Below are 22,899 nucleotides of genomic sequence, written 5' to 3'. Positions count from 1 at the left end.
GCGGTAGCATCGTGGCGACGTCTGGAGGTAACCAAAGTGAACGCTTTAGGACCGTCGCACCTGGCGATCCTCGCCGTCGCCGTGATCATTCTGTTCGGCGCCAAGCGACTGCCCGATGCGGCACGCTCGCTGGGTAAGTCGCTGCGCATCTTCAAGTCCGAGGTCCGCGAGCTGCAGAACGAGAGCAAGCCGGATTCGACTGCCACCTCGACCACCGTCCAGTCCGAGCGGATCGATCCGCCGGCGGCCGGCGGCCAGTCGGCGTAACCCGGTCCCGCCGTCGCGGCGACCGCGCCCCATTCGACTGTGCGCACGCTCGGAGTTCTGCGGCGGCTCGACCCCCGTCAGCGGCGTAGCCGCACCAATCCCGACGGGACGATGTCGCTCGTCGACCACCTGCGGGAGCTACGAACCCGGCTGCTGATCTCGATGGCCGCGATCGTGCTCACCACGATCATCGGCTTCGTCTGGTACACCCAACCGCTCTTCGGGCTGGAAAGCCTCGGCGAGTGGCTGCGCCACCCGTACTGCGAGCTGCCGGCCTCATCACGTGCGGCGATCGGGCCTGACGGACAGTGCCGGCTGTTGGCCACCGCGCCGTTCGACCAGTTCATGCTGCGGCTCAAGGTGGGGTTGGCCGCCGGAATCGTGCTGGCCTGTCCGGTCTGGTTCTACCAGTTGTGGGCGTTCATCACCCCGGGGCTCTACCGCAAGGAGCGGCGCTTCGCGGTGGCCTTCGTGGTCTCGGCGGCCGTGCTGTTCGTCACCGGCGCCATCCTGGCCTATCTGGTGCTGTCCAAGGCGCTCGGATTCCTGCTCACCGTCGGCAGCGACGTCCAGGTGACCGCCTTGTCGGGTGATCGCTATTTCGGGTTCTTGCTGAATCTGCTGGTGGTGTTCGGGATCAGCTTCGAGTTCCCGCTGTTGATCGTGATGCTCAACATGGTCGGTGTGGTGAGCTATGCCCGGCTCAAGGAGTGGCGACGCGGGCTGATCTTCGCGATGTTCGTGTTCGCCGCGTTCTTCACCCCGGGCTCGGACCCGTTCTCGATGATCGTGCTCGGCTGCACCCTGACCCTGTTGCAGGAGTTCGCCATCCAGATCGCCCGGCTGCACGACAAGCGCAAGGCCAAGCGGGAAGCAGCCACCGCGCTTGCCGACGACGAAGCGGCGCCCATCGAAGCGCCCACACCGGTCACCGCGCCGCATGAGTAGTCTCGTATCCCCGCCCCTATCCCCGCCGCTATCCCCGCGAGGTGGGGGCACCTCCCGCTTGCGGGGGAGCGTGTTTGTACGGCGACACGCCGGTTTGGCTGTACAACTGTGCACGCTCAGCCGACCTCGGCACACAACACCGGCGGCTCGTCGGCATGACTGAGCTAAGTCGGTTCACCGCGGAACTCCCCTTCGGCCTCGATGACTTCCAGCGTCGGGCCTGCGAGGCCCTCCAGGACGGTCGGGGAGTGCTGGTGTGTGCGCCCACCGGCGCCGGCAAGACCGTCGTCGGCGAGTTCGCGGTCCACCTGGCTCTGGCCGGGGGCGGAAAATGCTTCTACACCACGCCGATCAAAGCGTTGAGCAACCAGAAGCACACCGACCTGGTGGCCCGGTACGGCAAGGACCGGGTGGGGCTTTTGACCGGTGACCTGTCGATCAACGCGAATGCGCCGGTGGTGGTCATGACCACCGAGGTGCTGCGCAACATGTTGTACGCGAATTCGTCTGCGCTGCAAGGTCTTTCCCACGTGGTCATGGACGAGGTGCACTTCCTGGCCGACCGGATGCGCGGTGCGGTGTGGGAGGAGGTCATCCTGCACCTGCCCGAGGAGGTGCGACTGGTCAGCCTCTCGGCGACGGTCAGCAACGCCGAGGAATTCGGCGGCTGGATTCAGACGGTGCGCGGCGACACCACCGTCGTGGTCGACGAACATCGCCCGGTGCCGTTGTGGCAGCACATGATGGTCGGCAAACGGCTTTTCGATCTGTTCGAATCCGGGTCCGACGCCCGTGCGGCCGGCGGCCGGCCACGAGTCGATCCCCAGTTGCTACGCCACATCGCCCATCGCCGGGAAGCCGACCGGCTTACCGACTGGGGCAGCTCCCGGCGACAACGGCACGGAGGCTCGGGCCGCCCTGATCGGCCGACCTACCGGCCGCCGATGCGCCCGGATGTGATCGCGGTCCTGAACTCCGCAGGTCTGCTGCCGGTGATCACGTTCGTGTTCTCCCGGGCCGGCTGCGACGCCGCGGTCAAACAGTGCCTGCGCTCACCACTGCGGCTGACCACCGAGTCCGAACGGGCCCGGATCGCCGAGGTGATCGACCATCGCTGCGGGGATCTGGCCGACGACGACCTGGAGGTGCTGGGTTACTACGAATGGCGGGAGGGTCTGCTGCGCGGCCTGGCCGGCCACCACGCCGGACTGCTGCCGGTGTTTCGCCACACCGTCGAAGAGCTGTTCGCCGCGGGCTTGGTCAAAGCCGTGTTCGCCACCGAAACCCTGGCGCTGGGCATCAACATGCCGGCCCGCACGGTGGTGCTCGAACGGCTGGTGAAGTTCAACGGTGAGCAGCACGCCGCGCTGACACCGGGGGAGTACACCCAGCTGACCGGACGAGCCGGCCGACGCGGCATCGACGTCGAAGGCCATGCGGTGGTGCTGTGGCACCCCGGGGAGAGCACCGCCGATCCCGACCAGGTCGCCGGGCTGGCGTCCACCCGTACCTTTCCGTTGCGCAGCTCGTTCGCGCCGTCGTACAACATGACGATCAACCTGGTTCAGCACATGGGGCCCGAGCAGGCCCACCAGCTGCTCGAGCAGTCGTTCGCCCAGTTCCAGGCCGACCGGTCTGTCGTCGGCCTGGTGCGCAGCGCCGACCGCGGCGAGCGCACCCTCGACGAGATCGCCGCCGAATTCGGCGGGCGCGACTCCCCGGTGCTCGACTACGCCCGGCTGCGGGCGAAGATCTCCGAACGCGAACGCGCCCAGGCCCGCGCCTCGCGGTTGCAGCGGCGGCGGGCGGCCAGTGATGCGTTGGCGGCGCTGCGCCGCGGCGACATCATCAACCTCAGCCACGGCCGTCGCGGAGGATTGGCGGTGGTGCTGCAGGCCGACCGGGATTCCGATGAGCCGCGGCCGCTGGTGCTCACCGAGCATCGCTGGGCCGGTCGTATCTCCTCGGCGGACTATTCGGGCACCGCTCCACCGATCGGCACCATGAGCCTGCCTAAGCGGGTGGAGCACCGCCAGCCGCGGGTGCGCCGCGACCTGGCCTCGGCACTACGGTCGGCGGCCGCCGGCCTCGATGTACCCAGCTCGCGCAAACGCCGCGGCGATGCAGAGGACGCACCGGTAGATCCGGAGCTGGCGGCCCTGCGTCAGCGCATGCGCGACCATCCCGTGCACGACGCGCCGGATCGCGAAGCCCAGGTGCGTGTCGCCGAGCGCTACCTGCGGGTGGAGGCCGACAACGCGCAGTTGCGCAGGAAAGTCGAGGCCGCCACCAACTCGCTGGCGCGCACCTTCGACCGGATCGTCGGGCTGCTGTCCGAACGCGGCTTCATCGGTGAAGGCGCCGAGGATGGCGATCCGAAAGTCACCGACGACGGCCGGATGCTGGCCCGGATCTACAGTGAGAGCGACCTTTTGGTGGCCGAGTGCCTGCGTACCGGGGCGTGGCACGACCTCAAGCCGCCGGAACTGGCTGCGGTGGTCTCCGCGGTGCTCTACGAGACACGCGGCGCCGATGGCCCCGGTGGGCCGCCGACGCTGCAGCCACCCACCGAAGCAATACGCAAGGCGCTACAACAGACCCGCAAGCTCTCGGCGGCGTTGCGGGCCGACGAGCGCCGGCACGGCATCAACCCGACCCGGGAGCCCGACGACGGGTTCGTCGCCGCGGTCTACCGGTGGGCTCGCAGCGGCGATCTGGCGTCGGCGCTGGCCGCCAGCGACGCGGCCGGTGGGGGGACGCCGCTGTCGGCGGGTGATTTCGTGCGCTGGTGCCGCCAAGTGCTCGACCTGCTGGATCAGCTGCGCAACGCGGCGCCCAGTCCGGAGTTGCGGGCCACAGCAAAACAGGCGATCGACACGGTTTTGCGCGGCGTCGTTGCCGTTGACGCCGGGTAGGCTGGTCCGGGCGCTACGGTGGAGAGCCGGCGGTGATCAGCACCCGCTACGTGAGAGGACTTGAGGAACAACGATGAGCGGACCGCAGGGATACGACCCGACGCAGCCGTGGCAGCCTCAGCAGCCCGGTCAGCCCGAGGACCAGCCGGGCACCGGACAGGGTCCCGCAACCGGCGCTGAGCAGCAGTGGCAGCCTCCGGCCTACACGCCGCAGCAGTACCCCCAATACCCCCAGCAGGGCGCGTACCCCTCGGCGCCGCAGCAGTATCCCGGCTACGGACAGCCCGAGCAGTACGGTCAGCAGTCTCCGTACGGCCAGCCCAGCCAGTACGGCCAGCCGTCTCCGTACGGCCAGCCCGGACAGTATGGCCAGCCCGGGCAATACGGTCAGCCGGGCCAGTACGGTCAGTACCCGCAGCAGCCGGGCCAATACCCTGCGCCGGGCACCGCGACCAAGCGCCCGTCCGGGCTGGTCAGCACGGTGCTCGCCGCGTGCGTGGGAATCGCGGTGCTGGTGCTGCTGGTGCTGGGATTCTGGAAGCCCGGTTTCTTCGTCACCACGAAGCTCGACATCGACAAGGCCCAGGAAGGCGTGCAGCAGATCCTGGCCGACCAGACCAACGGCTACGGCGCCAAGAACGTCAAGGACGTCCGCTGCAACAACGGGCAGAGCCCGGTGGTCAAGCAGGGCGACACGTTCAACTGCGAGGTCAGCATCGACGGGACCAAACGCCAGGTGACCGTCACCTTCCAGGACAACTCGGGCACCTACGAGGTCGGCCGGCCCAAGTAGTCCTGGCCTCTAGCCCCGGCCTCGCCTAGTCCGGGAGCGTGTCGAGGGCCCGCTGGAGCCGGGCGATCGAGGATCCGACCCCCAGGCGCTCCGCCAATTCGGCGACCCGCGCCGGGTCGGCGGCGACCCGCGGCAGGGTGTCCGACGGTGTGGACAACGTGACCGGCGCGTCGGTGGCCACCCGCACCACCGGACCGGCGGCCTTGATGTAGTCCTGCCCGGCCTGCAGTTTGGCCCGAACCCCCTTGGCCATCGCCGATCCCGGGTCGGCGGCGGCGGCCAGCACCGCAGCCAGCGAGCCGTACTGGGTCAGCAACCCGGCCGCTGTCTTTTCGCCGATGCCGGGCACCCCGGGCAACCCGTCGGAGGGGTCGCCGCGCAGCAGCGCCATTTCGGCGTAGGCCGCCCCGGCGCGCTCGGCCGGCACACCGTATTGCTGTGCCACCTCTTTCGGGCCGAACAGGGTGGCCCGCGCCAACCCCCGGCCCAGGTAGAGCACCGATACCTCGACGGGCTGCTCGGCGACCACCTGCAGTAGGTCGCGGTCACCGCTGACGACGATCACCGGGTCACGTCGTTCGGCGGCCGCCAAGGTGCCCAGCACGTCGTCGGCCTCGAAGTCCGGCGCCCCGCCCGTGGCGATCCCGAACGCGTCGAGCAGCTCGGCGATCATCTCCACCTGCGGGCTCAGCTCGTCGGGCACTTCCTCGATGTCGGGGGCGTCGGCACCGGCGGGCGCTTCTTCCGCCACCCGGTGCGCCTTGTAGGACTCGACCAGGTCCACCCGCCACTGCGGCCGCCAGTCCAGGTCCAGACAGACCACCAACCGTCCCGGACGCTGACGGGTGATCAGGGTGGCCACCGAGTCGAAGAAGCCGCGCACCGCGTTCACTGGCCGGCCGTCGGGTGCGGTGATCGAGGACGGCACCCCGAAGTAGGAGCGGAACCACATACTGGCACCGTCGAGCAGCAACACGGGAGCAGTCATGGGTGCCAGCCTATTTCCCGCCCGATAGCCTGATGTGCGTGACTTCCCGGTTCGACAGCAGCGTCTACGCCCACCGATTGACCGCCGCAGCCTCCGCCGCCGCGAACGCCGGGCTGGCCGGCCTGGTGATCACCCCCGGCTACGACCTGCGCTACCTGATCGGGTCGCGGGCCCAGACTTTCGAGCGGCTCACCGCGCTGGTGCTGCCGGCTGCGGGTTCGCCCACCATGGTGGTGCCGCGCCTGGAGCTGGCGGCGCTGCGCGAGTCCGCGGTGGCCGACCTGGGTGTGGCGGTGCGGGACTGGGTCGACGGTGAGGACCCCTATCGCATGGTGGGCGAGGCGCTGGGTGGAGTTTCGTCGTCGGCGGTCGCTGTCACCGACTCGATGCCGGCTCTGCATCTGCTACCACTGGTCGACGTGCTCGGCACCACGCCCGTCTTGGCGACGGGAGTCCTGCGTGATCTGCGAATGATCAAGGACCCCAGCGAGATCGATGCCCTACGCAAGGCCGGTGCGGCGATCGACCGGGTGCACGCCCGGGTGCCGGAGTTCTTGGTGCCGGGCCGCACCGAGGCCGACGTCGCCGCCGATATCGCCGAAGCGATCGTGGCCGAAGGACATTCGGAGGTGGCCTTCATCATCGTGGGCTCGGGCCCGCACGGCGCCGATCCGCACCATGAATGCTCCGAGCGGGTACTGCAAGCCGGTGACATCGTGGTCGTCGACATCGGCGGACCGGTGGAGCCCGGATACAATTCCGACTCGACCAGGACCTACAGCCTGGGTGATCCGAGTCCAGATGTGGCACACCACTATTCGATACTGCAGGAGGCGCAGCGTGCCGCCGTTGCCAGTGTTCGCCCGGGGGTGACGGCACAGCAGATCGACGCCGCAGCGCGCGACGTGCTGGCCGGCGCCGGGCTGGCCGAATACTTTGTGCACCGCACCGGGCACGGCATCGGCCTGTCCGTGCACGAAGAGCCCTACATCGTCGCCGGCAATGAGGAGGCGCTTCGGGCGGGGATGGCGTTCTCGGTCGAACCCGGCATCTATTTTCCCGGCAAGTGGGGTGCCCGCATCGAAGACATCGTGATCGTCACCGCCGACGGTGCGGAGTCATTGAACAATCGGCCGCACGAGCTGGTGGTGGTGCCGGTGCCAGAGTCGGCTGACTAGCGGGTGCCGCGGTCGAGCAGATCGGCAGAACCCAGCACCCGTTCCACCTGGACTTCGATCACCACACGCTGCGGATTCACCCGGGGCGTGCGGTAGCGCTGGGCGTAACGGAGTTCGGCGTCACGAACCGCTGCGGGGGCGTCGTTGACGGTGGCGCTGCCTTCCAGCGAGAGCCAGCGCGCCCCGTCGACTTGGCTCAGCACGGCGACCCCGGCCCGTTCGGCGTTGACTGCCTTCTGCGAACCGCCGGTGGTGATCACGCGGGCAATGTGGGTTTTCGGGTCGAAGGTGAAGCCCACCGCCACTACGTGCGGCGAATTGTCGGCCCGCAGGGTGGTCAGCATCGCCAGGTGACGTTCGGTGAGAAACGCCAACGCGTCACTGGTGAGTCGAGTCGTCGCGTTCGCCATCACCGCCCACGCTAGCGCAGGCGATAATCTCAGCCGTGAACGACACGGTGCACGGGCCGGTGGTGATTTTCGGCGGACGCAGTGAGATCGGCCTCGAACTGGCGCAGCAGCTCGCGCCGGGCGCGACGGTGGTGCTGGCGGCCCGGTCCGCCGATCGGCTCGACTCCGAAGTCGCCGCGGTGCGCGACGCGGGCGCGGTCGCGGTGCACACCAAAGAGTTCGATGCCGACGACCTGACCGCCCACGGGCCTCTGGTGGCGGCACTGATTGCCGAGCACGGCCCGATCGGTACCGCCGTGTTGGCATTCGGCGTCCTGGGCGATCAGGCCCGCGCGGAGTCCGACGCGGCGCACGCGGTGGCCGTCGTGCATACCGACTACGTCGCCCAGATCAGCTTGCTCACCCATCTGGCCACGGCTATGCGCGCCGCCGGCCGGGGCCGCATGGTGGTGTTCTCCTCGGTGGCCGGGGTGCGGGTACGACGGGCCAACTACGTCTATGGCTCGGCCAAAGCCGGTCTCGAGGGCTTCGCCAGCGGGCTCGCGGACGCACTGCACGGCACGGGTGTGCGACTGCTGACCGTGCGACCGGGTTTCGTCGTCGGCCGGATGACCGTCGGCATGGATCCCGCACCGCTGGCGAGCACCCCGCAGCAGGTGGCGCTCGCGGCGGCCCGGGCCCTGCGCAGGGGCCGCCGCACCGTGTGGGTGCCGTGGGAGCTGCGCCCGCTGTTCGCCGCACTGCGACTGCTGCCGCAGGCCGTCTGGCGCCGGATGCCGCGTTAACAAAGCGGGACCCGGCCTAGGGCCGCGACTGGGCGTTACGTACGATGTCACGGAACCCGACATTCCCAGGTTGTGGGAATACCCGAAGAATTTCGATATAATTTACTGACCTATTCCAGCCTGACAGGACTAGCGTGTAAAACCATGGACGATCGTAAAAAGGATCCGTCGGTTGTGCTGCCCTACCTGGTCGGTAGGCCGCTCCCGGCGACCGAGGTATACGAGGCCTTCGGCTATCGGAAGTCTGCCTACTACAAGGCTGCGCATGAAGGGCGTCTGATCACCGCCGACAACCTGATCCGGGTTGCCACCCATTTCGGTCTGAACGCGGTTGATCTGCTGGTCCGCTACGGACTGATCACGCTTGATGCCGTAGCCGCATTCGTGGATGCCGAGCAGCCGAAAGCCGAGCAGCCCAAGTCCGAGCTGCCCAAGCTCGCCGACTTGCATCCAATCGCGAGCCGCCCACCGCTGTAGCCGTTCGGCTGTTCGGTGTGCGTCGCTGTCGCCGGGGCTCCGGGCGGGTAGGTTCGCGGGCATGGCCCCCACTTTCGCCCAGATCGCCAAGTCCGACTATCTGCTGCTGACCACTTTCACCAAGGACGGCCGGCCCAAGCCGACCCCGGTGTGGGCCGCGGCCGACGGAGACCGGCTGTTGGTGATCACCCAGGAGTCATCCTGGAAAGTCAAGCGAATCCGCAACACCTCGCGAGTCACCTTGGCGGTCTGCGATGTGCGAGGCCGACCCAAGAGCGAGGCGATCGAGGCCGTCGCCACGGTCTTGGACAAGTCGCACAACGGCGCCGTCTATGCGGCGATCGGCAAGCGCTACAAGCTCATCGGGCCCGTGTTCAACTTTTTCAGCAAGCTGCGTGGTGGCATGCGCACCAACGTCGGGCTGGCCCTGACCCCGGCCGACCCTGCGTGATCGACTGCGTCACATATAATGGATTTTGCTCATCAAAATTAGCATTGTTAGATCGGAACCCCGACCGCTAGGAGCCACCATGGTCACCGTCACTTCCGATCAGATCCTGGGCGACATCGTCACCGCCGACCCGTCCAGCACCCGCATCCTGAGCCGATTCGGGATCGATTTCTGCTGCCACGGTCAGCGCTCCCTGGCCGCGGCGTGCGCCGCCGACGGAGTCGACGCCGACGAACTGCTGGCCGCGCTCAACGCCAACGAACCAGGCCGGCCGGCCGACTGGGCGCAGTACGACGACACCTCGCTGATCGCCCACATTGTCAGCACCCACCATCGGTTCCTGTGGGACGAGTTCCCGCGGTTGGCGGAGTTGGTCGACAAAGTGGCGCGCGTGCACGGCCCCAAGCACAGCGAACTGCGCCGGGTCCGCGAGGTCTTCCACCAGCTTCGAGCCGGCATGGAGCCGCACCTGCGCACCGAAGAGACGCTGTTGTTCCCCGAGATCAGCTTGCACGCCGGGCGCCCGGACCGCCCGCTGCCCGACGAGGTGCGCACCGAACTGGCGGAGAACCAACAGGAACACGACAATGCCGGTCATCTGCTGGCCGAACTGCGTGAGCTCACCAACGGCTACACCGTCCCGGCGGACGCCTGCGCCAGCTACACCGCGATGCTGGCCGGTCTTGCAGACCTGGAGTCCGACATCCATCTGCATGTGCACAAGGAGAACAACGTGCTGTTCCCGCGGGTGCTCGCAGCGGCCGGCGGTCCGGCCTGACCGGTCAGGCCGTGGCGTGCAAGTGCTCGCCGAAGAAGCCGAACACGCGTGCCCAGGCATCGGCGGTCGCGGCCTCGTCGTAGCCGAAGCCGGCGATGCGGATCAGCGGCTGGGCCGGCAGCTGATTGGCGAAGCTGTGACCGACGCTGGGATACACCTTGATGTCGTGCGCGATGTCCTTGTCCTCGACCACCCGGCGTAGCCGATCGGCGGCGCCGCGGCCCATCAGGTCGCGGCCCCCGAAGCTGGCCACGATCGGGCAGGCGCCGTCGAGGGTCTGCTCGAGGTGGCGGGGCAGCGGCACACCGTAGAACGGCGCCGAGGCCCCGAACCCCTTGGGCGCCAGGATCAATGCGAACTGGCCGCCCATGCAGAAGCCGGCGATACCGACCGCGCCGGAGCACTCCGGCATGGCCTGCAGGTGATCGCGGGCGGCCAGGATGTCATCGAGTGCACGGCCACGCTGGGTGAGCAGCTCCCGCATCACCCGGGTGATGCAGCGCGCCCGGCCGCCCCGGGAGTACAGGTTCGGCGACAGCGCGAGGTAGCCCGCGCCCGCGACACGTCCGGAGATGGACTGCATGTCCCTGCCGTAGCCGATCGCGTCGTGGATCACCACCACACCGGGCCACGGCCCGGGCCCGGCGGGAATGTCGAGCAGCGCGTCGATGGGTCCGGCGGGCGCGTCGATGTGGATCGTCGTCATCGCATCAGTATTGCCGTCCCAGTGCGTCGCCGCGACGGTCTGGAACCACATGACCGGCCCGAACGTTGGGATGGCATGGTGAGCACTGTGCTGCGAATGTTCGGTCTCTACGCCCTGGTCGAGGTGGCGGCGGTTGTCGCGTTGATCTGGACCATCGGGTTCGGCTGGACGACGTTGGTGCTGCTGGGCACCTTCCTGGCCGGCCTGGTGCTGGCGAGCGGGCAGATCAGGCGCCAGATCCGTCGCCTGCGCAAGCCCGCCGACCCCGGCGTTCTCGCCGACAGCGGGCTGGTCACGGCCGGCACCCTGCTGGTCCTCGTTCCGGGACCCGTGACCTCGCTGGTGGGTTTGCTGCTGTTGGCGCCCCCGACTCGGGCCGCGGCCCGCCCGCTGCTGGCCGCGGTGGCCGCCACCGCGCTGGGCAGGCACACCCCGCTGGTGGCTGCGGCCGCGGTCGGTCGGCAGTGGTACACCACCCGGCGCACACCCGGGAGCCGAGCCGACTACATCGACGCCGAATTTGTCGACGTCACCGAGGTCGGGCAGCGCGCCCTTCCGGTCGCCTGACCCGCAGCCTCCGCCAACCCGTACTTTCTACGTCGTGACCGTTGTGACCGGCAGACCTGTCTCTTTGCTGCTCGGCGGGCGAATCCACAGCCCGAGTCATCCGGACGCCACCGCGATGGCGGTCCGGGACGGTGTGGTGGCCTGGCTGGGCAGTGACGACGTCGGCCGTGAGCAGTTCCCGCAGGCCGAGGTGATCGAACTCGACGGCGCGCTGGTGACACCGGCTTTCGTGGACAGTCATCTCCACGTCACCGATACCGGGCTGTGCCGCATCGGGCTGGACCTCCGGCCGGCGACCTCGGCACAGCACTGCCTGCAACTCATCGCCGACTACGCCGCGGCCCATCCTGGCGAGCCGATCCGCGGGCACGGCTGGGACGAATCCGGTTGGCCTGAGGGCCGTGCCCCGGACACCGCGGCCATCGACGCCGCGGTGGGGGATCGACCGGCATACCTGTCTCGCGCCGACGTCCACTCCGCGCTGGCCTCGACCGCGCTGCGGAACCTGGTCCCGGGATTGCCGCCGAGTATCGACGCCGACGCCCCGCTGTCCGGCGACGCCCACCACCGCGTCCGCACCGTGGCCGGCACCCTGCTCACCGCCTCGCAGCGCGCCGAAGCCCGGGCGGCGGCACTGGATGCCGCCGCCGCGGCCGGGATCGTCGCGGTACACGAATGCGCAGGCCCGGACATCGGCGGCCTCGACGACTGGCGCGAACTACGGGCCCGCAGCGATGCAGGCCACGGTGTCGAGGTCGTCGGCTACTGGGGCGAAGCGGTCACCACCGCAGCCCGGGCACGCGAGTTGATCGCCGACACCGGCGCCCGCGGGCTCGGCGGCGATCTGTTCGTCGATGGGGCGTTGGGCTCGCACACCGCCTGGCTCCACGAGCCCTACGCCGATGCACCCGGCTGTACCGGGGTGAGTCATCTGGATATCGACGCGGTCACCGCCCACTTGTGCGCCTGTACCGAGGCGGAGGTGACCGCCGGATTTCACGTGATCGGCGACGCCGCGGTCGCCACGGTGGTTTCGGCACTGGAACGGGCGGTGGAGAAATTCGGGGTGCCGGCGGTGGCCCGGTGCGGGCACCGCCTGGAGCATCTGGAGATGGTCAGCGCCGAACAGGCCGCGAAGCTGGGTTCCTGGGGCGTGATCGCCAGCATGCAGCCGGCTTTCGACGCCCTGTGGGGCGGCGAGGACGGCATGTACGCTCAGCGGCTGGGCGCCGAGCGAGCCGCCGGGCTGAACCCGTTCGCGCTGTTAGCATCCCAAGGCGTGCCCCTCGCGTTCGGTTCTGACAGCCCGGTGACCGCACTGGATCCGTGGGCTGCCGTGCGCGCAGCCGCCCACCACCGCACGCCGGGCAGTGCGGTGTCGATGCGGGCCGCTTTCGCCGCGTCGACGCGGGGTGGCTGGCGGGCAGCCGGTATCAACGACGGCATCACCGGGACGCTGGTGGCCGGCGCACCCGCGTCGTACGCAGTGTGGGAGACCAGCGCCCTGGCCGTCGAGGCGCCCCGCGACAAGGTCCAGCGGTGGTCGACCGATCCGCGCGCACGGGTGCCCGTGCTGCCGGTGATCGAGTCCGGCGCCAGCCCCCGATGCCGTCGCACTGTGCACCGTGGTGTGGTTCTGCATGGCTGAGACCACCGACGAACCGGCTGCCGAAACCCCCGCCGACCCGGCCGATGGGGTGCCAACCCAATCGGCCGGTGACGTTCTCACCCACGCCGACCCGCCGGGGCCGAACCGACTGGAACGGCTGGGCTTCGCCGCCGCGGATCGCTGGGCGCAGCTGGCCGCCTCGGTGGGCGCGGGCATGCTGTTGCGTTCCAGCTTTCCCCCGCTGAACTGGTGGTGGGCCGCGATTTTGGCCTTCGCGCTGCTGAGCTGGGTGCTCGTTCGCCGCGAGACCACCGTGGCCGGAGGTTTCGGCTACGGCCTGCTGTTCGGCCTGGCGTTCTATCTGCCGCTGCTGCCGTGGGTGGGCGGGCTGGTCGGCGCGCTGCCCTGGCTGATGCTGGCCCTGATGTGTGCACTGTTTCCCGCGCTGTTCGGATCGGCGGCGGTCGCCGTGCGCTCTTTGGCCGGCTGGCCGATCTGGTTCGCGCTGCTGTGGGCGGCCCAGGAATGGGCGAAGTCGGTATTCCCGTTCGGCGGGTTCCCTTGGGGTGCCGCGGGATACGGCCAGACCGCCGGACCGTTGCTGCCCTTGGTGGCGCTCGGCGGCGTTCCGCTGTTATCGACCGGAGTGGTGCTGATCGGTTGCGCCGGCACCGCTCTGACCATCGAGATCGTGCGCTGGCTGCGGCATCCACCGGCACCCGGATCCGCCGACCGCCCACCGGCGGTGCTGGTGCCCGGACTGTGTATCTGCCTGGTGATGCTGACCGCCGTCGTGGTGTGGCCGGGGGTGCGCCGTTCCGGGGTGGGCGCGGGCGACGAACCGACGATCACGGTGGCCGCCGTGCAGGGCAACGTGCCGCGGCTCGGCCTCGATTTCAACGCCCAGCGCCGCGAGGTGCTCGACTATCACGTCCGCGAAACCCTGCGGTTGGCAGAGGATGTCGCGGCCGGGCGCGCCCCGCAGCCATTGTTCGTGATCTGGCCGGAGAACGCCTCGGACATCGATCCGCTGACGAACATCGATGCCGCGCAGCAGATCACCGTCGCCGCCCAAGCGATCGACGCCCCGATCCTGGTGGGCACGGTACGTGCCGCGTCCGGCTGGAGCCGGGACAATCCGGTGGCGTCGAATTCGGTGCTGGTGTGGGATCCGCGCACCGGGCCGGGGGAGAGCCACGACAAGCGGATCGTGCAGCCGTTCGGTGAGTACCTGCCGTGGCGCGGGTTCTTCCGCCACCTGTCCGACTATGCCGACCGGGCAGGGTATTTCGTTCCTGGCCACGGCAACGGGGTGGTGCATGTCGCCGGCGTCCCGATCGGGGTGACCACCTGCTGGGAAGTGATCTTCGATCGCGCGCCGCGCCAGTCGGTGCTCGCCGGCGCCCAGCTGCTGGCCGTACCGACCAACAACGCGACGTTCGACGAGACGATGAGCGACCAGCAGCTGGCGTTCGCCAAGGTGCGCGCAGTCGAGCACGACCGCTACGTCGTGGTCGCCGGGACCACCGGAATCAGTGCCGTGATCGCCCCCGACGGACGCGAGCTGGCCCGCACCGCCTTCTTCGAGCCCGCCTATCTCGACAGCCACCTGCGGCTCAAGACCACGCTGACGCCCGCGACCCGGTGGGCGCCAGTGATCCAATGGGTGCTGCTCGGAGCGGCCGTTGCGGCCCTGCTGGCCGCCATACGGCAAAATGGAACGTTCATGCGCGGTCGGATTACGCGACGTCATGTCAAGCGGGGCCGCACCGGCGCCGATGCGGAGAACGGGAGGAACGGCGCCGATGAGTGAGCGTCCCAGCCTGCACACGCTGGTGGTCATCCCCACCTACAACGAGTTGGAGAACCTGCCGCTCATCCTGGACCGGCTACAGCAGGCTCGCCCCGACGTGCACGTCCTCGTCGTCGACGACGGCAGCCCGGACGGAACCGGGAAGCTGGCCGACGAGCGGGCGGCCGCCGACCCCGCCCGCATTCACGTGATGCACCGGACCTCCAAGGCCGGCCTGGGCGCGGCCTACCTGGCCGGTTTCGCCTGGGGGCTGGAGCGCAACTACGAGGTGATCGTGGAGATGGATGCCGACGGCAGCCACGCACCCGAGCAGCTCTACCGATTGCTGGACGCCATCGACGCCGGAGCCGACGTGGCGATCGGCTCGCGCTACGTCGACGGCGGGACGGTGCGGAACTGGCCGGTGCGCCGGCTGGTGCTGTCCAAGACCGCCAACACCTATGCGCGTCTGCTGCTCGGCGTCGGAATCCACGACATCACCGCCGGCTACCGCGCGTACCGTCGCGGGGTGCTGGAGAAGATCGGCCTGGACGCGGTCGACTCGAAGGGCTACTGCTTCCAGGTCGACCTCACCTGGCGGGCCGTCAACAGCGGCTTCACCATCACCGAGGTGCCGATCACGTTCACCGAGCGTGAGCTGGGCGTGTCGAAGATGAGCGGTTCCAACATCCGCGAAGCGATGGTCAAGGTCGCGCGGTGGGGGATCGGCGGCCGGGTGAACCGGCTCCGGAGCGCCCGCGGCTAGTTCGCCGCGGGCACAGCGCCGGGGCCGAAAGAGCGGCGAAGGCTTAGCCGCGCCGCTTCGTCTTGATCAGCTCCAGGCGCTCCTTGAGCAGCTCTTCGAGCTCTTCGACCGAGCGGCGCTCCAGCAGCATGTCCCAGTGGGTGCGCGGCGGCTTGACCTTCTTCGGCTCGGGCAGGTCGCCCTCGAGCAGGGTGCCTTCCAGGCCGTTACGGCACATCCAGGTGCCGGGGATCTCCGCGTCGTCGGCGAAGGGCACCTCGAACTCTTCACCGTTGTCAGTGCGGTAGCGCGCCATGCGGCGCGGCGCCAGGTCGTGGTTGCGGTCGGTCTCGTAGCTCACGGCTCCCAGCCGACTGCCCCGCAGAACACGATCAGCCATGACCCACTCTCCTTATGCCTATTGGTGAAAAATGCCTCGCGAGTGTCAACGCGAGCGGACCCTGTGAAGTTCCCGGCGCACGTGGCGCGACCTCTCATGATACCGGGAACGTCGCGGTCCCCGGACTAAGGTGTGCAGACGTGCCCCGCAGCCCCCGCCCGCAGCCGTGCCGATGGTGTGGCCGCGACGTGGGTGATGCCGGGATCGGTCGGCGCCGGCAATACTGCCGACAGTCGTGCCGGCAGCGCGCCTACGAGCAGCGCGCCCTGATCAGCAGCGGGAAGACGACCGCGCTGACGCCGGATTCCGTGGTGCTCTCGGCCGACGAAGCGACCGCACTGTCCGACCGGGTCTATCAGGTGCGGTGCGCGGCCGAGGACATCGCAACCGCGCTGTCCGAAAACGCTCCCCACGACGAGCTGCGGCAGCTGTGCGACATCCTGCTGCAGGCCGTCGATTCGGCCGACCGCTGGCGCTGACGGTCAGCTTGCGCAGCTGAACAGCTCGCCGGCGTCGGCCGGTGGCGGCACCGGGTGCAGGCAGCCGAATGTTCCGATGCCCTGCGGGCTGAACAGCACCGCCGACCGGTGGGCGTAGTTCACGCAGATCAGCCCGACTCGATCCGCCCGGCAGCGATAGTCGCCGAACGACAAGGCCGATCCGTCCGGCAGCTGCGCCCCCTCGCCGTGCACGAACCGGCCCGGATCGCCGTGCGCGGATCCCACCCGCAGCGTGTTGCCGCCGAAGTCGACCCAGCCGCCCTTCCACTCCCCGTAGACGTCGGCGGGCTGCGCGGGCGGGTTCGCCAGGTCCACCACACAGGCCAGGGCACTGTCGGGGGAACCGGCATCGGTGATGCAGGTAGTGGCACGGCGGGGCGCAGCGGGCACCGTGAAGGCGACATCGTCGATGAGGTCGGTGACCTCACCGTCGCGGGTGGTCTTGTGGTACTCGGCGGCGTCGACCGGCCGGCCGGCCTCGATCCAGGCGATGACGTCGGCGATCGCCGCGCCCGCAGCAGGGGGAGCCAGTGGCCCCGCCGGCTTGGCTGAGGTTGACGTCCCCGACGTCGACGGCGGTGCCGCGCTCGAGGTGACCGGCCCAGTCGAAGTGGGCTCCGGCTCTTCGACCTTGGCGCCAGAACATCCGGCGATCAACAGCAGTACGGCGATCAGCCCGGTGAGACGCATGCCGTTAGGCTAACCGGCCCTGCTTATGCGGCGGTCCAGCCTCACCTCTCCTTCGTCGAGGTTCGCTAACCACCGGGCTCAAGCGGCGGTCCAGCCTCACCTCTCCTTCGTCGAGGTTCGCTAACCACCGGGTGATTCGCTACCGTTCGCCTCATGCATAACCACCCTGTGCAGGCCCGCATCGCCACCGGCGTTGTGGAGGGTTTCGTCCGTGACGGGGTGCGCAGATGGCGGTCCATCCCCTATGCCCGCCCGCCGGTCGGCCCGCTGCGGTTCCGCGCGCCCCAGCCGGCCGAGCCGTGGTCGGGGGTGCGCCATTGCCACGGATTCGCCAACTGCGCGCCGCAGGAGCGGTTCTACACCGTCTTGGGCCCCGGCCGGTTCCAGCCGACCAGTGAGGACTGCCTGACGCTGAACGTGGTGGCCCCGGAGGACACCGGCGCGGGCCCACTGCCGGTCATGGTGTTCATCCACGGTGGCGGCTACATCATGGGCAGTTCGGCCACCCCCATCTATGACGGCGCGACGCTGGCCCGGCGCGGCTGTGTGTACGTGTCGGTCAACTACCGGTTGGGTGCGCTCGGGTGTCTGGACCTGTCGTCCCTGTCGACTGCCGACGTCACCCTGGACAGCAACCTGTACCTGCGTGACCTGGTGCTCGCCCTGCGCTGGGTTCAGGAGAACATCGCGACGTTCGGCGGCGACCCCGGCAACGTCACCATCTTCGGGGAAAGTGCGGGTGCGCATGCCGTTGCCACCCTGTTGGCGGTTCCCGCCGCGCAAGGTCTGTTCACTCGTGCGATCGCCGAAAGCCCGGCCGCGGGGCTGGTGCGCAACACCGACATCGCCGCCGCATTCGCAGAGCGATTCGCCGCGTTGCTCGGGGTACGCCCGTCCGACGGCGCCCAGGCCCTGCTGCGGGTGACGCCGTCGGAGCTGCTGGCCGCACAGGACCGGTTGATCGCCGATGGCAACCGGGACATGCTGGGGGCGTTCCCGATCGGCCCGGTGAGCGGCGACGACGTGCTGCCGGTGGATCCGGTCGAGGCGATGCGGCAGGGATCGGCCCACGGGGTGCCGCTCATCGTGGGCAGCAACGCCGATGAAGGACGCCTGTTCACTCGGTTCTTGAGGATGCTGCCGGTCGACGAGCCGATGGTCGAGGCGGTATTGGCCGGCGCCGACGCGGGGGTGCGTGACCGCATCATCGCCGCCTATCCCGATTACCCGAAGCGGGCGGCCTGCATCCAGCTCGGCGGTGATTTCGCCTTCAACGCGGCGGTGTGGGAGATCGCCGAAGCCCACGGCGCCCACGCCCCCACCTACGTCTACCGCTACGACTACGCGCCGCGGATGCTGCGCTGGTCGGGGATGGGTGCCACGCACGCCACCGAGTTGTTCGCGGTGTTCGACGTGTATCGCAGCGGCGGGTTTGGGCGGCTGCTCACCGCGGGCGCCGACCGCCGGACGGCGTTGCAGGTCAGCAAGCAGGTGCAGCGACGCTGGGGCGCGTTCGGCCGGACGGGACTACCGGGCGACGGCTGGCCGGCCTACACCGCCGACGAGCGCGCCGTCATGGTGTTCGACCGCAAGACCCGTCTGGAATTCGACCCGGCGCCGGAGCGACGCAAGGCCTGGCAGGGCTTTTCGCTGGCCCGCTGACCTTCCGCGTCAGGCCCGGGTGACCCGGGTGCCGCCGGCCAGCTCGTCGTGCTTGCCCTGCTTGGTCGGGCTGCCGCTGATCGTCACCGCAATCACGATGTAGGCGACGAAGGCGAGCAGCGGACCGATGTAGGGGACCACGGCCAGCAAGGTGAACGAGTTACGGATGGCCGACTGCGAAGCCGTCGGCTTCGACACCCCGTCGGGCCCATGCACCGCCAGGCCCAGCAGCCGCTTGGCGGGGGTGGCCCCCTGGGACACCTCGAACAGCACGAAGTAGCCGAACGTCAGCACCCCGGAGAACAGGCCGGTCACCAGGAACGGGTAATCGTCGGAGAACACGAACACCGACAGGAAGAACGACACGATCCCGACCAGCACACCGTCGAGCACGCGGGCCCAAAAGCGCCGGCCCAGCCCACCCGGTTGCTGTCCCCATCCGGGCTGCGGCCCCCAGCCCTGCGGCGGCGGATAACCGCCGGGCTGGCCATATCCGGGGCCTCCAGGACCATAGCCTGGACCGTTCGGGCCGAAATCGCCGGTTGTCATCAGTTTCGCTCCTGACCACGTTGGATGTCCGCCAATGTACCGTGACGATCAGGGGCGGAAGCGGTTTCTGCGGAGGGCGAAACGGCGGACCGATGTACCAGATCGCGGTGGCGCTCATCGTCGCGTCGCACCTTGCGTTCGTCGGCTACGTCGTGGTCGGCGGCTTTCTCGCCGTGCGGTGGCCGCGCACTCTGTGGCTGCACGGTGTAGCGGCCTTCTGGGCGGCGCTGATCGTGGTAGCGCATCTGGACTGCCCGCTGACCTGGCTGGAACGACGGGTTCGCGCCGCCGGCGGGATGGCCCCGCTGCCGCCGGACGGATTCATCACCCACTATCTGGCCGGTGTGCTCTACCCGCCCGCTTGGACCACCGAAGTCGACGTCGCGGTGCTGGTGACCGTCCTCGGTTCTTGGCTGCTGTATGGGCGAGAAGCGCTGCGGCGCCGACGATACTGTGGACCCATGCGGGCGCTGGTCATCGTCGATGTGCAGAACGACTTCTGCGACGGGGGAGCCCTCCCGGTGGCAGGCGCTGTCAACGTCGCCCGCGACATCAGCCGTTACGTGGACAGCCCGGCGGGCCAGGCCCGCTATGCGCACGTGGTGGCCACCCAGGACTGGCACATCGACCCCGGCCCGCACTTCTCCGAGCACCCCGACCACCAGACATCCTGGCCGCCGCACTGCGTCGCGGAAAGTACCGGTGCGCAGTTTCATCCCGCACTGAGCACCGACCGAATCGAGGCGGTCTTCAAAAAGGGCGCCTATAGCGCGGGATACAGCGGATTCGAGGGCGTCGATGACGAGGGCACCTCGCTGGGCGACTGGTTACGCCGGCACGATGTGGACAGCGTCGACGTAGCCGGTGTCGCCACCGACCACTGCGTGTGCGCCACCGCCAAAGACGCTGTCGCCGCAGGGTTTTCGACCGCCGTGCTGCCGCATCTGACCGCGGGCGTGTCCGCCGAGTCGACGGCCGCCGCGCTGGCCGCGATGCGCAGCGCCGGTGTCACGGTGGTGGAGGCGGCCTGACGGGAGGATCCGGTGGGCTCGCGGTATTTCCCAGGAGCCTGAGCAGGCCCGACCGCGACGATAAACTCACGTACGTGCCGAGCTTTCGAATTGCCGAAGTCGCCGAGCTACTCGGGGTCAGCGACGACACCGTCCGCCGGTGGATCGACTCCGGGCGTCTGTCACTGACGGCGGGCAGTGGGCCCCGCATGGTCGACGGTGCTGAGTTGGCACGGTTCGCCCAGGAGCGCGCGTCCGTCGAACCGGTGTCACGCAATCCGGTGGTGGGCCAGTCGGCACGCAACCGGATGGTGGGTCTGGTCACCAAAGTCACCCGCGACACGGTGATGGCGCAGGTCGAGGTTCAGGCCGGCCCGTTCCGGTTGGTCTCGCTGGTCAGTAGGGAGGCTGCCGACGAACTGCAGCTGCAGCCCGGCAGCCTGGTGGTCGCCTCGGTCAAGGCCACCAACGTCGTCGTCGAACTGCCGCGACGGGCCGGCTCAGCCAGCCACACCGACCCGGCCGCCGAATTCGGGTAGGTCAGACCAGCATCACCAACGACGCCGTCGCCGCCAGCAGGAACAACGCCGGAAACCCGATGTTGTAGAACACCCCGGCACGTACGTGCGTCGCGATGGCCCCGATGAAGAAGGCCACCAGTCCGGCCGCTGCGGCGACGCCGATCAGGGGAACCCCCGCCAACCCGATGATCAGCCCAACGCCCCCAGCCAGTTTCAGCGCACCGAGCAGCGGCAACCACGACCGCGGCACGCCAACCTGCGCGGAATTGGCCAAGACGAACTGCGCCGGAATGAAGTCGGCGACCGCGACGGCGATGGTGATGGCCGCGGTGACCGCGACCGTCACCAGGTAGACAGTCGGTACGCTCATGATGTTGCTCTCCTCGTCGGTGGATGTGGCTATATCCGTGTGACGACTCCCGAACGGGAAAGGTGACCCATGGGCAACACCGACGTTTTGGCCCGCCGGTTCGAAGACAACCGCCGGCGTCTGCATTCGGTGGCGTTTCATCTGCTCGGCTCGGCGGCAGACGCCGATGACGCGGTCCAATCGGCCTGGCTGAAGGCCAGCCGTGCCGACTTCGCCGCGGTGGACAATCTGCCCGGATGGCTCACCACCATCACCGCACACGTCGCCATGGACCAGCTCCGAGCACGTTCGCGTCGCGTTGAGCAATCACTGTCGGACTCACCGGAGTTGGACAACGCCCCGGCCCTGGCCGCACCGGCCGCCGACGAGGAGCTGCTGCGCTCCGAGGCGGTCAGCCGCGCGCTGCTGGTGGTGCTGGACCGGTTGTCGCCGGCGCAGCGGGTCGCCTTCGTGCTGCACGACGTGTTCGACGTGCCGTTCGAGCAGATCGGCGCAGTACTGGACCGCTCACCGGACGCCGCCAAGAAGCTGGCCAGTCGGGCCCGGGCCCGACTGCAGGCCGGGCCGGCCGAGCAACCGCGACACCGCACCGAACATCTCGCGGTCGTGAGCGCGTTCCTGGCTGCCTCTCGTGGCGGCGACATCCCCGCGCTGCTGGAGTTGTTGGCGCCCGACGTGGTGCGGCGGGTCGATTCCGTGCTGGTGCCGGCCGGTGTGCCCACCGAGATGCGCGGCGCCGGCGATGTGGCCACCGAGACCCGGCGCTTCACCCGGCGGGCACGAGCCGGTGCCGTGCTGCTCATCGACGGCGCACCGGGGATCGCGATCGCGCCCGGAGGGCACCTGCTGGCCCTGTTGCGTATCGGAATCGGCGACGACGGACGCATCCATACCATTGACATCGCAGGCGACCCCGACAGATTGCGCACCGCGACGCTGCAACTCCCGGAGGCCGTCGAGGCTCGCTGAACCGTCGGGTTCTGCTTTGATGGGTCACGCGAACCGATGTGTGAAGGGGACGTCCCGTGCCAGATGAAACGACGGCCGCAGGGGAAACCATGGCGGCAGGGGAGAGTACGGCGCCCGCGCCGTCACCGCCGGCGGTGACGGCGCGCGGCATCACGATGACCGGGCCGTGGGGGCGCGTCTTCGGGCCACTGGACCTGGATATCCCTGCCGGCGGTACCACCGTGCTGGTCGGCCCTCCGGGGTCGGGTCGCACCGCCCTGATGATGAACCTGGCGGGCCGAATGAAGCCGTCGTCGGGCACGCTCACCGTGCTCGGACACCGGAAAGCCCGCGACATCTTCGACGTCGCCGCCCTGGCAGGGATCGAACAGATCGACGCGATTTTCGAGTCGGTGACGGTTGCCGACCTGATCACTGAACAGATCCGCTGGGATGCACCCTGGTACCAGTTGGTCCGCCGTGCCGGTGACGCCGAGCGCGACGCGATCTGCGGCCCGGTCTTCGGCGACCTGCCGGTACCCCAACTGCACGACTACGTCGAGCACCTCGACGAGATGACCGGACTGCTGTTGCGCATCGCACTGGCCAACACCGCACGTCCACCGCTGCTTGTGGTCGGCAGCATCGACGAGATCAAGAACAGCCGCGACCGCGCCATCCTGCTTACCCGGCTGGTCGCGCTGGGGGAGAAGCAGACCGTGATCACCTCGTCGGCCAACCCGATTCCCGACGGGTTCGGGCTCGCCGGGCAGATAACCGTCGACCGTCTGGAGCGCGCCGAGCTCGTTCCCGGCCGACACGAGAAGGGGAACCGCTGAC

At 69.0% G+C, this 22,899-nt stretch carries 26 protein-coding genes and 1 pseudogene; 20 read left to right on the top strand and 7 right to left on the bottom strand.

What is annotated here, in order from left to right; translation table 11 throughout:
- Window positions 1-36 precede the first annotated feature (36 nt).
- The 4 genes from tatA (at window position 37) to K3U94_RS11935 (ending at window position 4,923) form a co-directional block, all read left to right on the top strand.
- Window positions 37-267: a Sec-independent protein translocase subunit TatA gene (gene tatA, locus K3U94_RS11950; RefSeq protein WP_046300863.1), complete on the top strand. Its 231-nt coding sequence runs from the start codon at window positions 37-39 to the stop codon at window positions 265-267.
- A gap of 39 nt (window positions 268-306) precedes the next feature.
- The gene (tatC, locus tag K3U94_RS11945) at window positions 307-1,215 is read left to right on the top strand and encodes a twin-arginine translocase subunit TatC (RefSeq protein WP_047317882.1); all 909 of its coding nucleotides are present in this window, start codon (window positions 307-309) and stop codon (window positions 1,213-1,215) included.
- Window positions 1,216-1,370: 155 nt separating this feature from the next.
- Window positions 1,371-4,130: a DEAD/DEAH box helicase gene (locus tag K3U94_RS11940; RefSeq protein ID WP_220693858.1), complete on the top strand. Its 2,760-nt coding sequence runs from the start codon at window positions 1,371-1,373 to the stop codon at window positions 4,128-4,130.
- 73 nt (window positions 4,131-4,203) lie between these two features.
- On the top strand, window positions 4,204-4,923 hold the full coding sequence (locus K3U94_RS11935; RefSeq protein WP_220693857.1) for a DUF4333 domain-containing protein: 720 nt from the start codon (window positions 4,204-4,206) through the stop codon (window positions 4,921-4,923).
- A gap of 25 nt (window positions 4,924-4,948) precedes the next feature.
- Here the strand turns inward: K3U94_RS11935 and K3U94_RS11930 are convergent, their stop codons facing one another.
- The gene (locus tag K3U94_RS11930) at window positions 4,949-5,911 is read right to left on the bottom strand and encodes a 5'-3' exonuclease (RefSeq protein ID WP_220693856.1); all 963 of its coding nucleotides are present in this window, start codon (window positions 5,909-5,911) and stop codon (window positions 4,949-4,951) included.
- A 32-nt stretch (window positions 5,912-5,943) separates the two neighbouring features.
- Between K3U94_RS11930 and K3U94_RS11925 the strand changes: the two genes are divergently transcribed.
- Complete coding sequence (locus K3U94_RS11925; RefSeq protein WP_220693855.1) at window positions 5,944-7,089, top strand: M24 family metallopeptidase; 1,146 nt, start codon at window positions 5,944-5,946, stop codon at window positions 7,087-7,089.
- On the opposite strand, the gene K3U94_RS11920 is transcribed toward K3U94_RS11925, so the two are convergent.
- On the bottom strand, window positions 7,086-7,499 hold the full coding sequence (locus K3U94_RS11920; RefSeq protein WP_047317878.1) for a F420-dependent biliverdin reductase: 414 nt from the start codon (window positions 7,497-7,499) through the stop codon (window positions 7,086-7,088). The two genes, K3U94_RS11925 and K3U94_RS11920, sit on opposite strands and share 4 nt — an antisense overlap.
- Window positions 7,500-7,534: 35 nt before the next feature.
- On the opposite strand from K3U94_RS11920, the gene K3U94_RS11915 reads away from it, so the two are divergent.
- The 4 genes from K3U94_RS11915 to ric all read left to right on the top strand — a co-directional run bounded on the left by K3U94_RS11915 (window position 7,535) and on the right by ric (window position 9,990).
- Entirely contained in the window at window positions 7,535-8,284 is a 750-nt protein-coding gene (locus tag K3U94_RS11915; protein WP_220696601.1) for an SDR family NAD(P)-dependent oxidoreductase, read from the top strand.
- Between the two features lie 144 nt (window positions 8,285-8,428).
- The gene (locus K3U94_RS11910) at window positions 8,429-8,761 is read left to right on the top strand and encodes a hypothetical protein (protein ID WP_047317876.1); all 333 of its coding nucleotides are present in this window, start codon (window positions 8,429-8,431) and stop codon (window positions 8,759-8,761) included.
- 61 nt (window positions 8,762-8,822) lie between these two features.
- Complete coding sequence (locus K3U94_RS11905) at window positions 8,823-9,212, top strand: PPOX class F420-dependent oxidoreductase (protein ID WP_220696600.1); 390 nt, start codon at window positions 8,823-8,825, stop codon at window positions 9,210-9,212.
- 79 nt (window positions 9,213-9,291) lie between these two features.
- On the top strand, window positions 9,292-9,990 hold the full coding sequence (ric, locus tag K3U94_RS11900; protein WP_220696599.1) for an iron-sulfur cluster repair di-iron protein: 699 nt from the start codon (window positions 9,292-9,294) through the stop codon (window positions 9,988-9,990).
- Between the two features lie 4 nt (window positions 9,991-9,994).
- Here the strand turns inward: ric and K3U94_RS11895 are convergent, their stop codons facing one another.
- A complete protein-coding gene (locus K3U94_RS11895) occupies window positions 9,995-10,696 on the bottom strand; it encodes a dienelactone hydrolase family protein (protein WP_047318104.1) in 702 nt (233 codons plus the stop codon).
- A gap of 78 nt (window positions 10,697-10,774) precedes the next feature.
- Here K3U94_RS11895 and K3U94_RS11890 point away from each other — a divergent pair, with 78 nt between their 5' ends.
- From K3U94_RS11890 to K3U94_RS11875, 4 genes are all read left to right on the top strand, one after another.
- Window positions 10,775-11,263: an FxsA family protein gene (locus K3U94_RS11890; RefSeq protein WP_230987555.1), complete on the top strand. Its 489-nt coding sequence runs from the start codon at window positions 10,775-10,777 to the stop codon at window positions 11,261-11,263.
- Between the two features lie 115 nt (window positions 11,264-11,378).
- Entirely contained in the window at window positions 11,379-12,911 is a 1,533-nt protein-coding gene (locus K3U94_RS11885) for an amidohydrolase (RefSeq protein WP_220696775.1), read from the top strand.
- Window positions 12,904-14,685 (top strand): apolipoprotein N-acyltransferase, encoded by a 1,782-nt coding sequence (gene lnt, locus K3U94_RS11880; protein WP_220696597.1) that lies wholly within the window; start codon window positions 12,904-12,906, stop codon window positions 14,683-14,685. The genes K3U94_RS11885 and lnt overlap by 8 nt, the downstream gene beginning before the upstream one ends.
- Window positions 14,678-15,430 (top strand): polyprenol monophosphomannose synthase, encoded by a 753-nt coding sequence (locus tag K3U94_RS11875; protein WP_220696596.1) that lies wholly within the window; start codon window positions 14,678-14,680, stop codon window positions 15,428-15,430. Before lnt ends, K3U94_RS11875 begins: the two co-directional genes overlap by 8 nt.
- A 43-nt stretch (window positions 15,431-15,473) precedes the next feature.
- On the opposite strand, the gene K3U94_RS11870 is transcribed toward K3U94_RS11875, so the two are convergent.
- Complete coding sequence (locus K3U94_RS11870; RefSeq protein ID WP_046284032.1) at window positions 15,474-15,809, bottom strand: RNA polymerase-binding protein RbpA; 336 nt, start codon at window positions 15,807-15,809, stop codon at window positions 15,474-15,476.
- A 140-nt stretch (window positions 15,810-15,949) separates the two neighbouring features.
- On the opposite strand from K3U94_RS11870, the gene K3U94_RS11865 reads away from it, so the two are divergent.
- Window positions 15,950-16,288: a hypothetical protein gene (locus K3U94_RS11865; RefSeq protein WP_047317871.1), complete on the top strand. Its 339-nt coding sequence runs from the start codon at window positions 15,950-15,952 to the stop codon at window positions 16,286-16,288.
- Between the two features lie 3 nt (window positions 16,289-16,291).
- On the opposite strand, the gene K3U94_RS11860 is transcribed toward K3U94_RS11865, so the two are convergent.
- Window positions 16,292-16,999: a hypothetical protein gene (locus K3U94_RS11860; RefSeq protein WP_220696595.1), complete on the bottom strand. Its 708-nt coding sequence runs from the start codon at window positions 16,997-16,999 to the stop codon at window positions 16,292-16,294.
- A gap of 153 nt (window positions 17,000-17,152) precedes the next feature.
- Here K3U94_RS11860 and K3U94_RS11855 point away from each other — a divergent pair, with 153 nt between their 5' ends.
- On the top strand, window positions 17,153-18,661 hold the full coding sequence (locus K3U94_RS11855; protein ID WP_220696594.1) for a carboxylesterase/lipase family protein: 1,509 nt from the start codon (window positions 17,153-17,155) through the stop codon (window positions 18,659-18,661).
- 9 nt (window positions 18,662-18,670) lie between these two features.
- Here the strand turns inward: K3U94_RS11855 and K3U94_RS11850 are convergent, their stop codons facing one another.
- On the bottom strand, window positions 18,671-19,210 hold the full coding sequence (locus K3U94_RS11850; protein WP_047317868.1) for an RDD family protein: 540 nt from the start codon (window positions 19,208-19,210) through the stop codon (window positions 18,671-18,673).
- 92 nt (window positions 19,211-19,302) lie between these two features.
- Here K3U94_RS11850 and K3U94_RS23705 point away from each other — a divergent pair.
- The 3 genes and pseudogenes from K3U94_RS23705 to K3U94_RS11840 all read left to right on the top strand — a co-directional run.
- Window positions 19,303-19,617 (top strand): annotated as a pseudogene (locus K3U94_RS23705) (DUF2784 family protein); the annotation flags it as partial.
- 54 nt (window positions 19,618-19,671) lie between these two features.
- Window positions 19,672-20,241, top strand: coding sequence for an isochorismatase family protein (locus K3U94_RS23700; RefSeq protein WP_230987604.1), 570 nt, complete (start codon window positions 19,672-19,674; stop codon window positions 20,239-20,241).
- 74 nt (window positions 20,242-20,315) lie between these two features.
- Window positions 20,316-20,759 (top strand): TOBE domain-containing protein, encoded by a 444-nt coding sequence (locus K3U94_RS11840; RefSeq protein WP_047317867.1) that lies wholly within the window; start codon window positions 20,316-20,318, stop codon window positions 20,757-20,759.
- Between the two features lies 1 nt (window position 20,760).
- On the opposite strand, the gene K3U94_RS11835 is transcribed toward K3U94_RS11840, so the two are convergent.
- Window positions 20,761-21,111: a DoxX family protein gene (locus K3U94_RS11835; protein WP_220696592.1), complete on the bottom strand. Its 351-nt coding sequence runs from the start codon at window positions 21,109-21,111 to the stop codon at window positions 20,761-20,763.
- Between the two features lie 69 nt (window positions 21,112-21,180).
- Here K3U94_RS11835 and K3U94_RS11830 point away from each other — a divergent pair, with 69 nt between their 5' ends.
- Window positions 21,181-22,080: a sigma-70 family RNA polymerase sigma factor gene (locus K3U94_RS11830; protein WP_220696591.1), complete on the top strand. Its 900-nt coding sequence runs from the start codon at window positions 21,181-21,183 to the stop codon at window positions 22,078-22,080.
- 89 nt (window positions 22,081-22,169) lie between these two features.
- A complete protein-coding gene (locus K3U94_RS11825; RefSeq protein ID WP_047317864.1) occupies window positions 22,170-22,898 on the top strand; it encodes an ATP-binding cassette domain-containing protein in 729 nt (242 codons plus the stop codon).
- The last annotated feature ends 1 nt before the right edge of the window (window position 22,899 follow it).

This window comes from Mycolicibacter heraklionensis (genome assembly GCF_019645815.1).
Classification (GTDB): domain Bacteria; phylum Actinomycetota; class Actinomycetes; order Mycobacteriales; family Mycobacteriaceae; genus Mycobacterium; species Mycobacterium heraklionense.
This window is presented reverse-complemented; position numbering and strand designations above follow the sequence as displayed.

Bases quoted from the DNA above. Each gene is read 5' to 3' on its own strand.
- K3U94_RS11940 (WP_220693858.1), top strand. From the start codon at position 1,371: ATGACTGAGCTAAGTCGGTTCACCGCGGAACTCCCCTTCGGCCTCGAT.
- K3U94_RS11935 (WP_220693857.1), top strand. From the start codon at position 4,204: ATGAGCGGACCGCAGGGATACGACCCGACGCAGCCGTGGCAGCCTCAG.
- K3U94_RS11930 (WP_220693856.1), bottom strand. From the start codon at position 5,911: ATGACTGCTCCCGTGTTGCTGCTCGACGGTGCCAGTATGTGGTTCCGC.
- K3U94_RS11925 (WP_220693855.1), top strand. From the start codon at position 5,944: ATGTGCGTGACTTCCCGGTTCGACAGCAGCGTCTACGCCCACCGATTG.
- K3U94_RS11920 (WP_047317878.1), bottom strand. From the start codon at position 7,499: ATGGCGAACGCGACGACTCGACTCACCAGTGACGCGTTGGCGTTTCTC.
- K3U94_RS11910 (WP_047317876.1), top strand. From the start codon at position 8,429: ATGGACGATCGTAAAAAGGATCCGTCGGTTGTGCTGCCCTACCTGGTC.
- K3U94_RS11905 (WP_220696600.1), top strand. From the start codon at position 8,823: ATGGCCCCCACTTTCGCCCAGATCGCCAAGTCCGACTATCTGCTGCTG.
- ric (WP_220696599.1), top strand. From the start codon at position 9,292: ATGGTCACCGTCACTTCCGATCAGATCCTGGGCGACATCGTCACCGCC.
- K3U94_RS11895 (WP_047318104.1), bottom strand. From the start codon at position 10,696: ATGACGACGATCCACATCGACGCGCCCGCCGGACCCATCGACGCGCTG.
- K3U94_RS11885 (WP_220696775.1), top strand. From the start codon at position 11,379: ATGGCGGTCCGGGACGGTGTGGTGGCCTGGCTGGGCAGTGACGACGTC.
- lnt (WP_220696597.1), top strand. From the start codon at position 12,904: ATGGCTGAGACCACCGACGAACCGGCTGCCGAAACCCCCGCCGACCCG.
- K3U94_RS11875 (WP_220696596.1), top strand. From the start codon at position 14,678: ATGAGTGAGCGTCCCAGCCTGCACACGCTGGTGGTCATCCCCACCTAC.
- K3U94_RS11870 (WP_046284032.1), bottom strand. From the start codon at position 15,809: ATGGCTGATCGTGTTCTGCGGGGCAGTCGGCTGGGAGCCGTGAGCTAC.
- K3U94_RS11860 (WP_220696595.1), bottom strand. From the start codon at position 16,999: ATGCGTCTCACCGGGCTGATCGCCGTACTGCTGTTGATCGCCGGATGT.
- K3U94_RS11855 (WP_220696594.1), top strand. From the start codon at position 17,153: ATGCATAACCACCCTGTGCAGGCCCGCATCGCCACCGGCGTTGTGGAG.
- K3U94_RS11850 (WP_047317868.1), bottom strand. From the start codon at position 19,210: ATGACAACCGGCGATTTCGGCCCGAACGGTCCAGGCTATGGTCCTGGA.
- K3U94_RS23700 (WP_230987604.1), top strand. From the start codon at position 19,672: ATGCGGGCGCTGGTCATCGTCGATGTGCAGAACGACTTCTGCGACGGG.
- K3U94_RS11835 (WP_220696592.1), bottom strand. From the start codon at position 21,111: ATGAGCGTACCGACTGTCTACCTGGTGACGGTCGCGGTCACCGCGGCC.
- K3U94_RS11830 (WP_220696591.1), top strand. From the start codon at position 21,181: ATGGGCAACACCGACGTTTTGGCCCGCCGGTTCGAAGACAACCGCCGG.
- K3U94_RS11825 (WP_047317864.1), top strand. From the start codon at position 22,170: ATGGCGGCAGGGGAGAGTACGGCGCCCGCGCCGTCACCGCCGGCGGTG.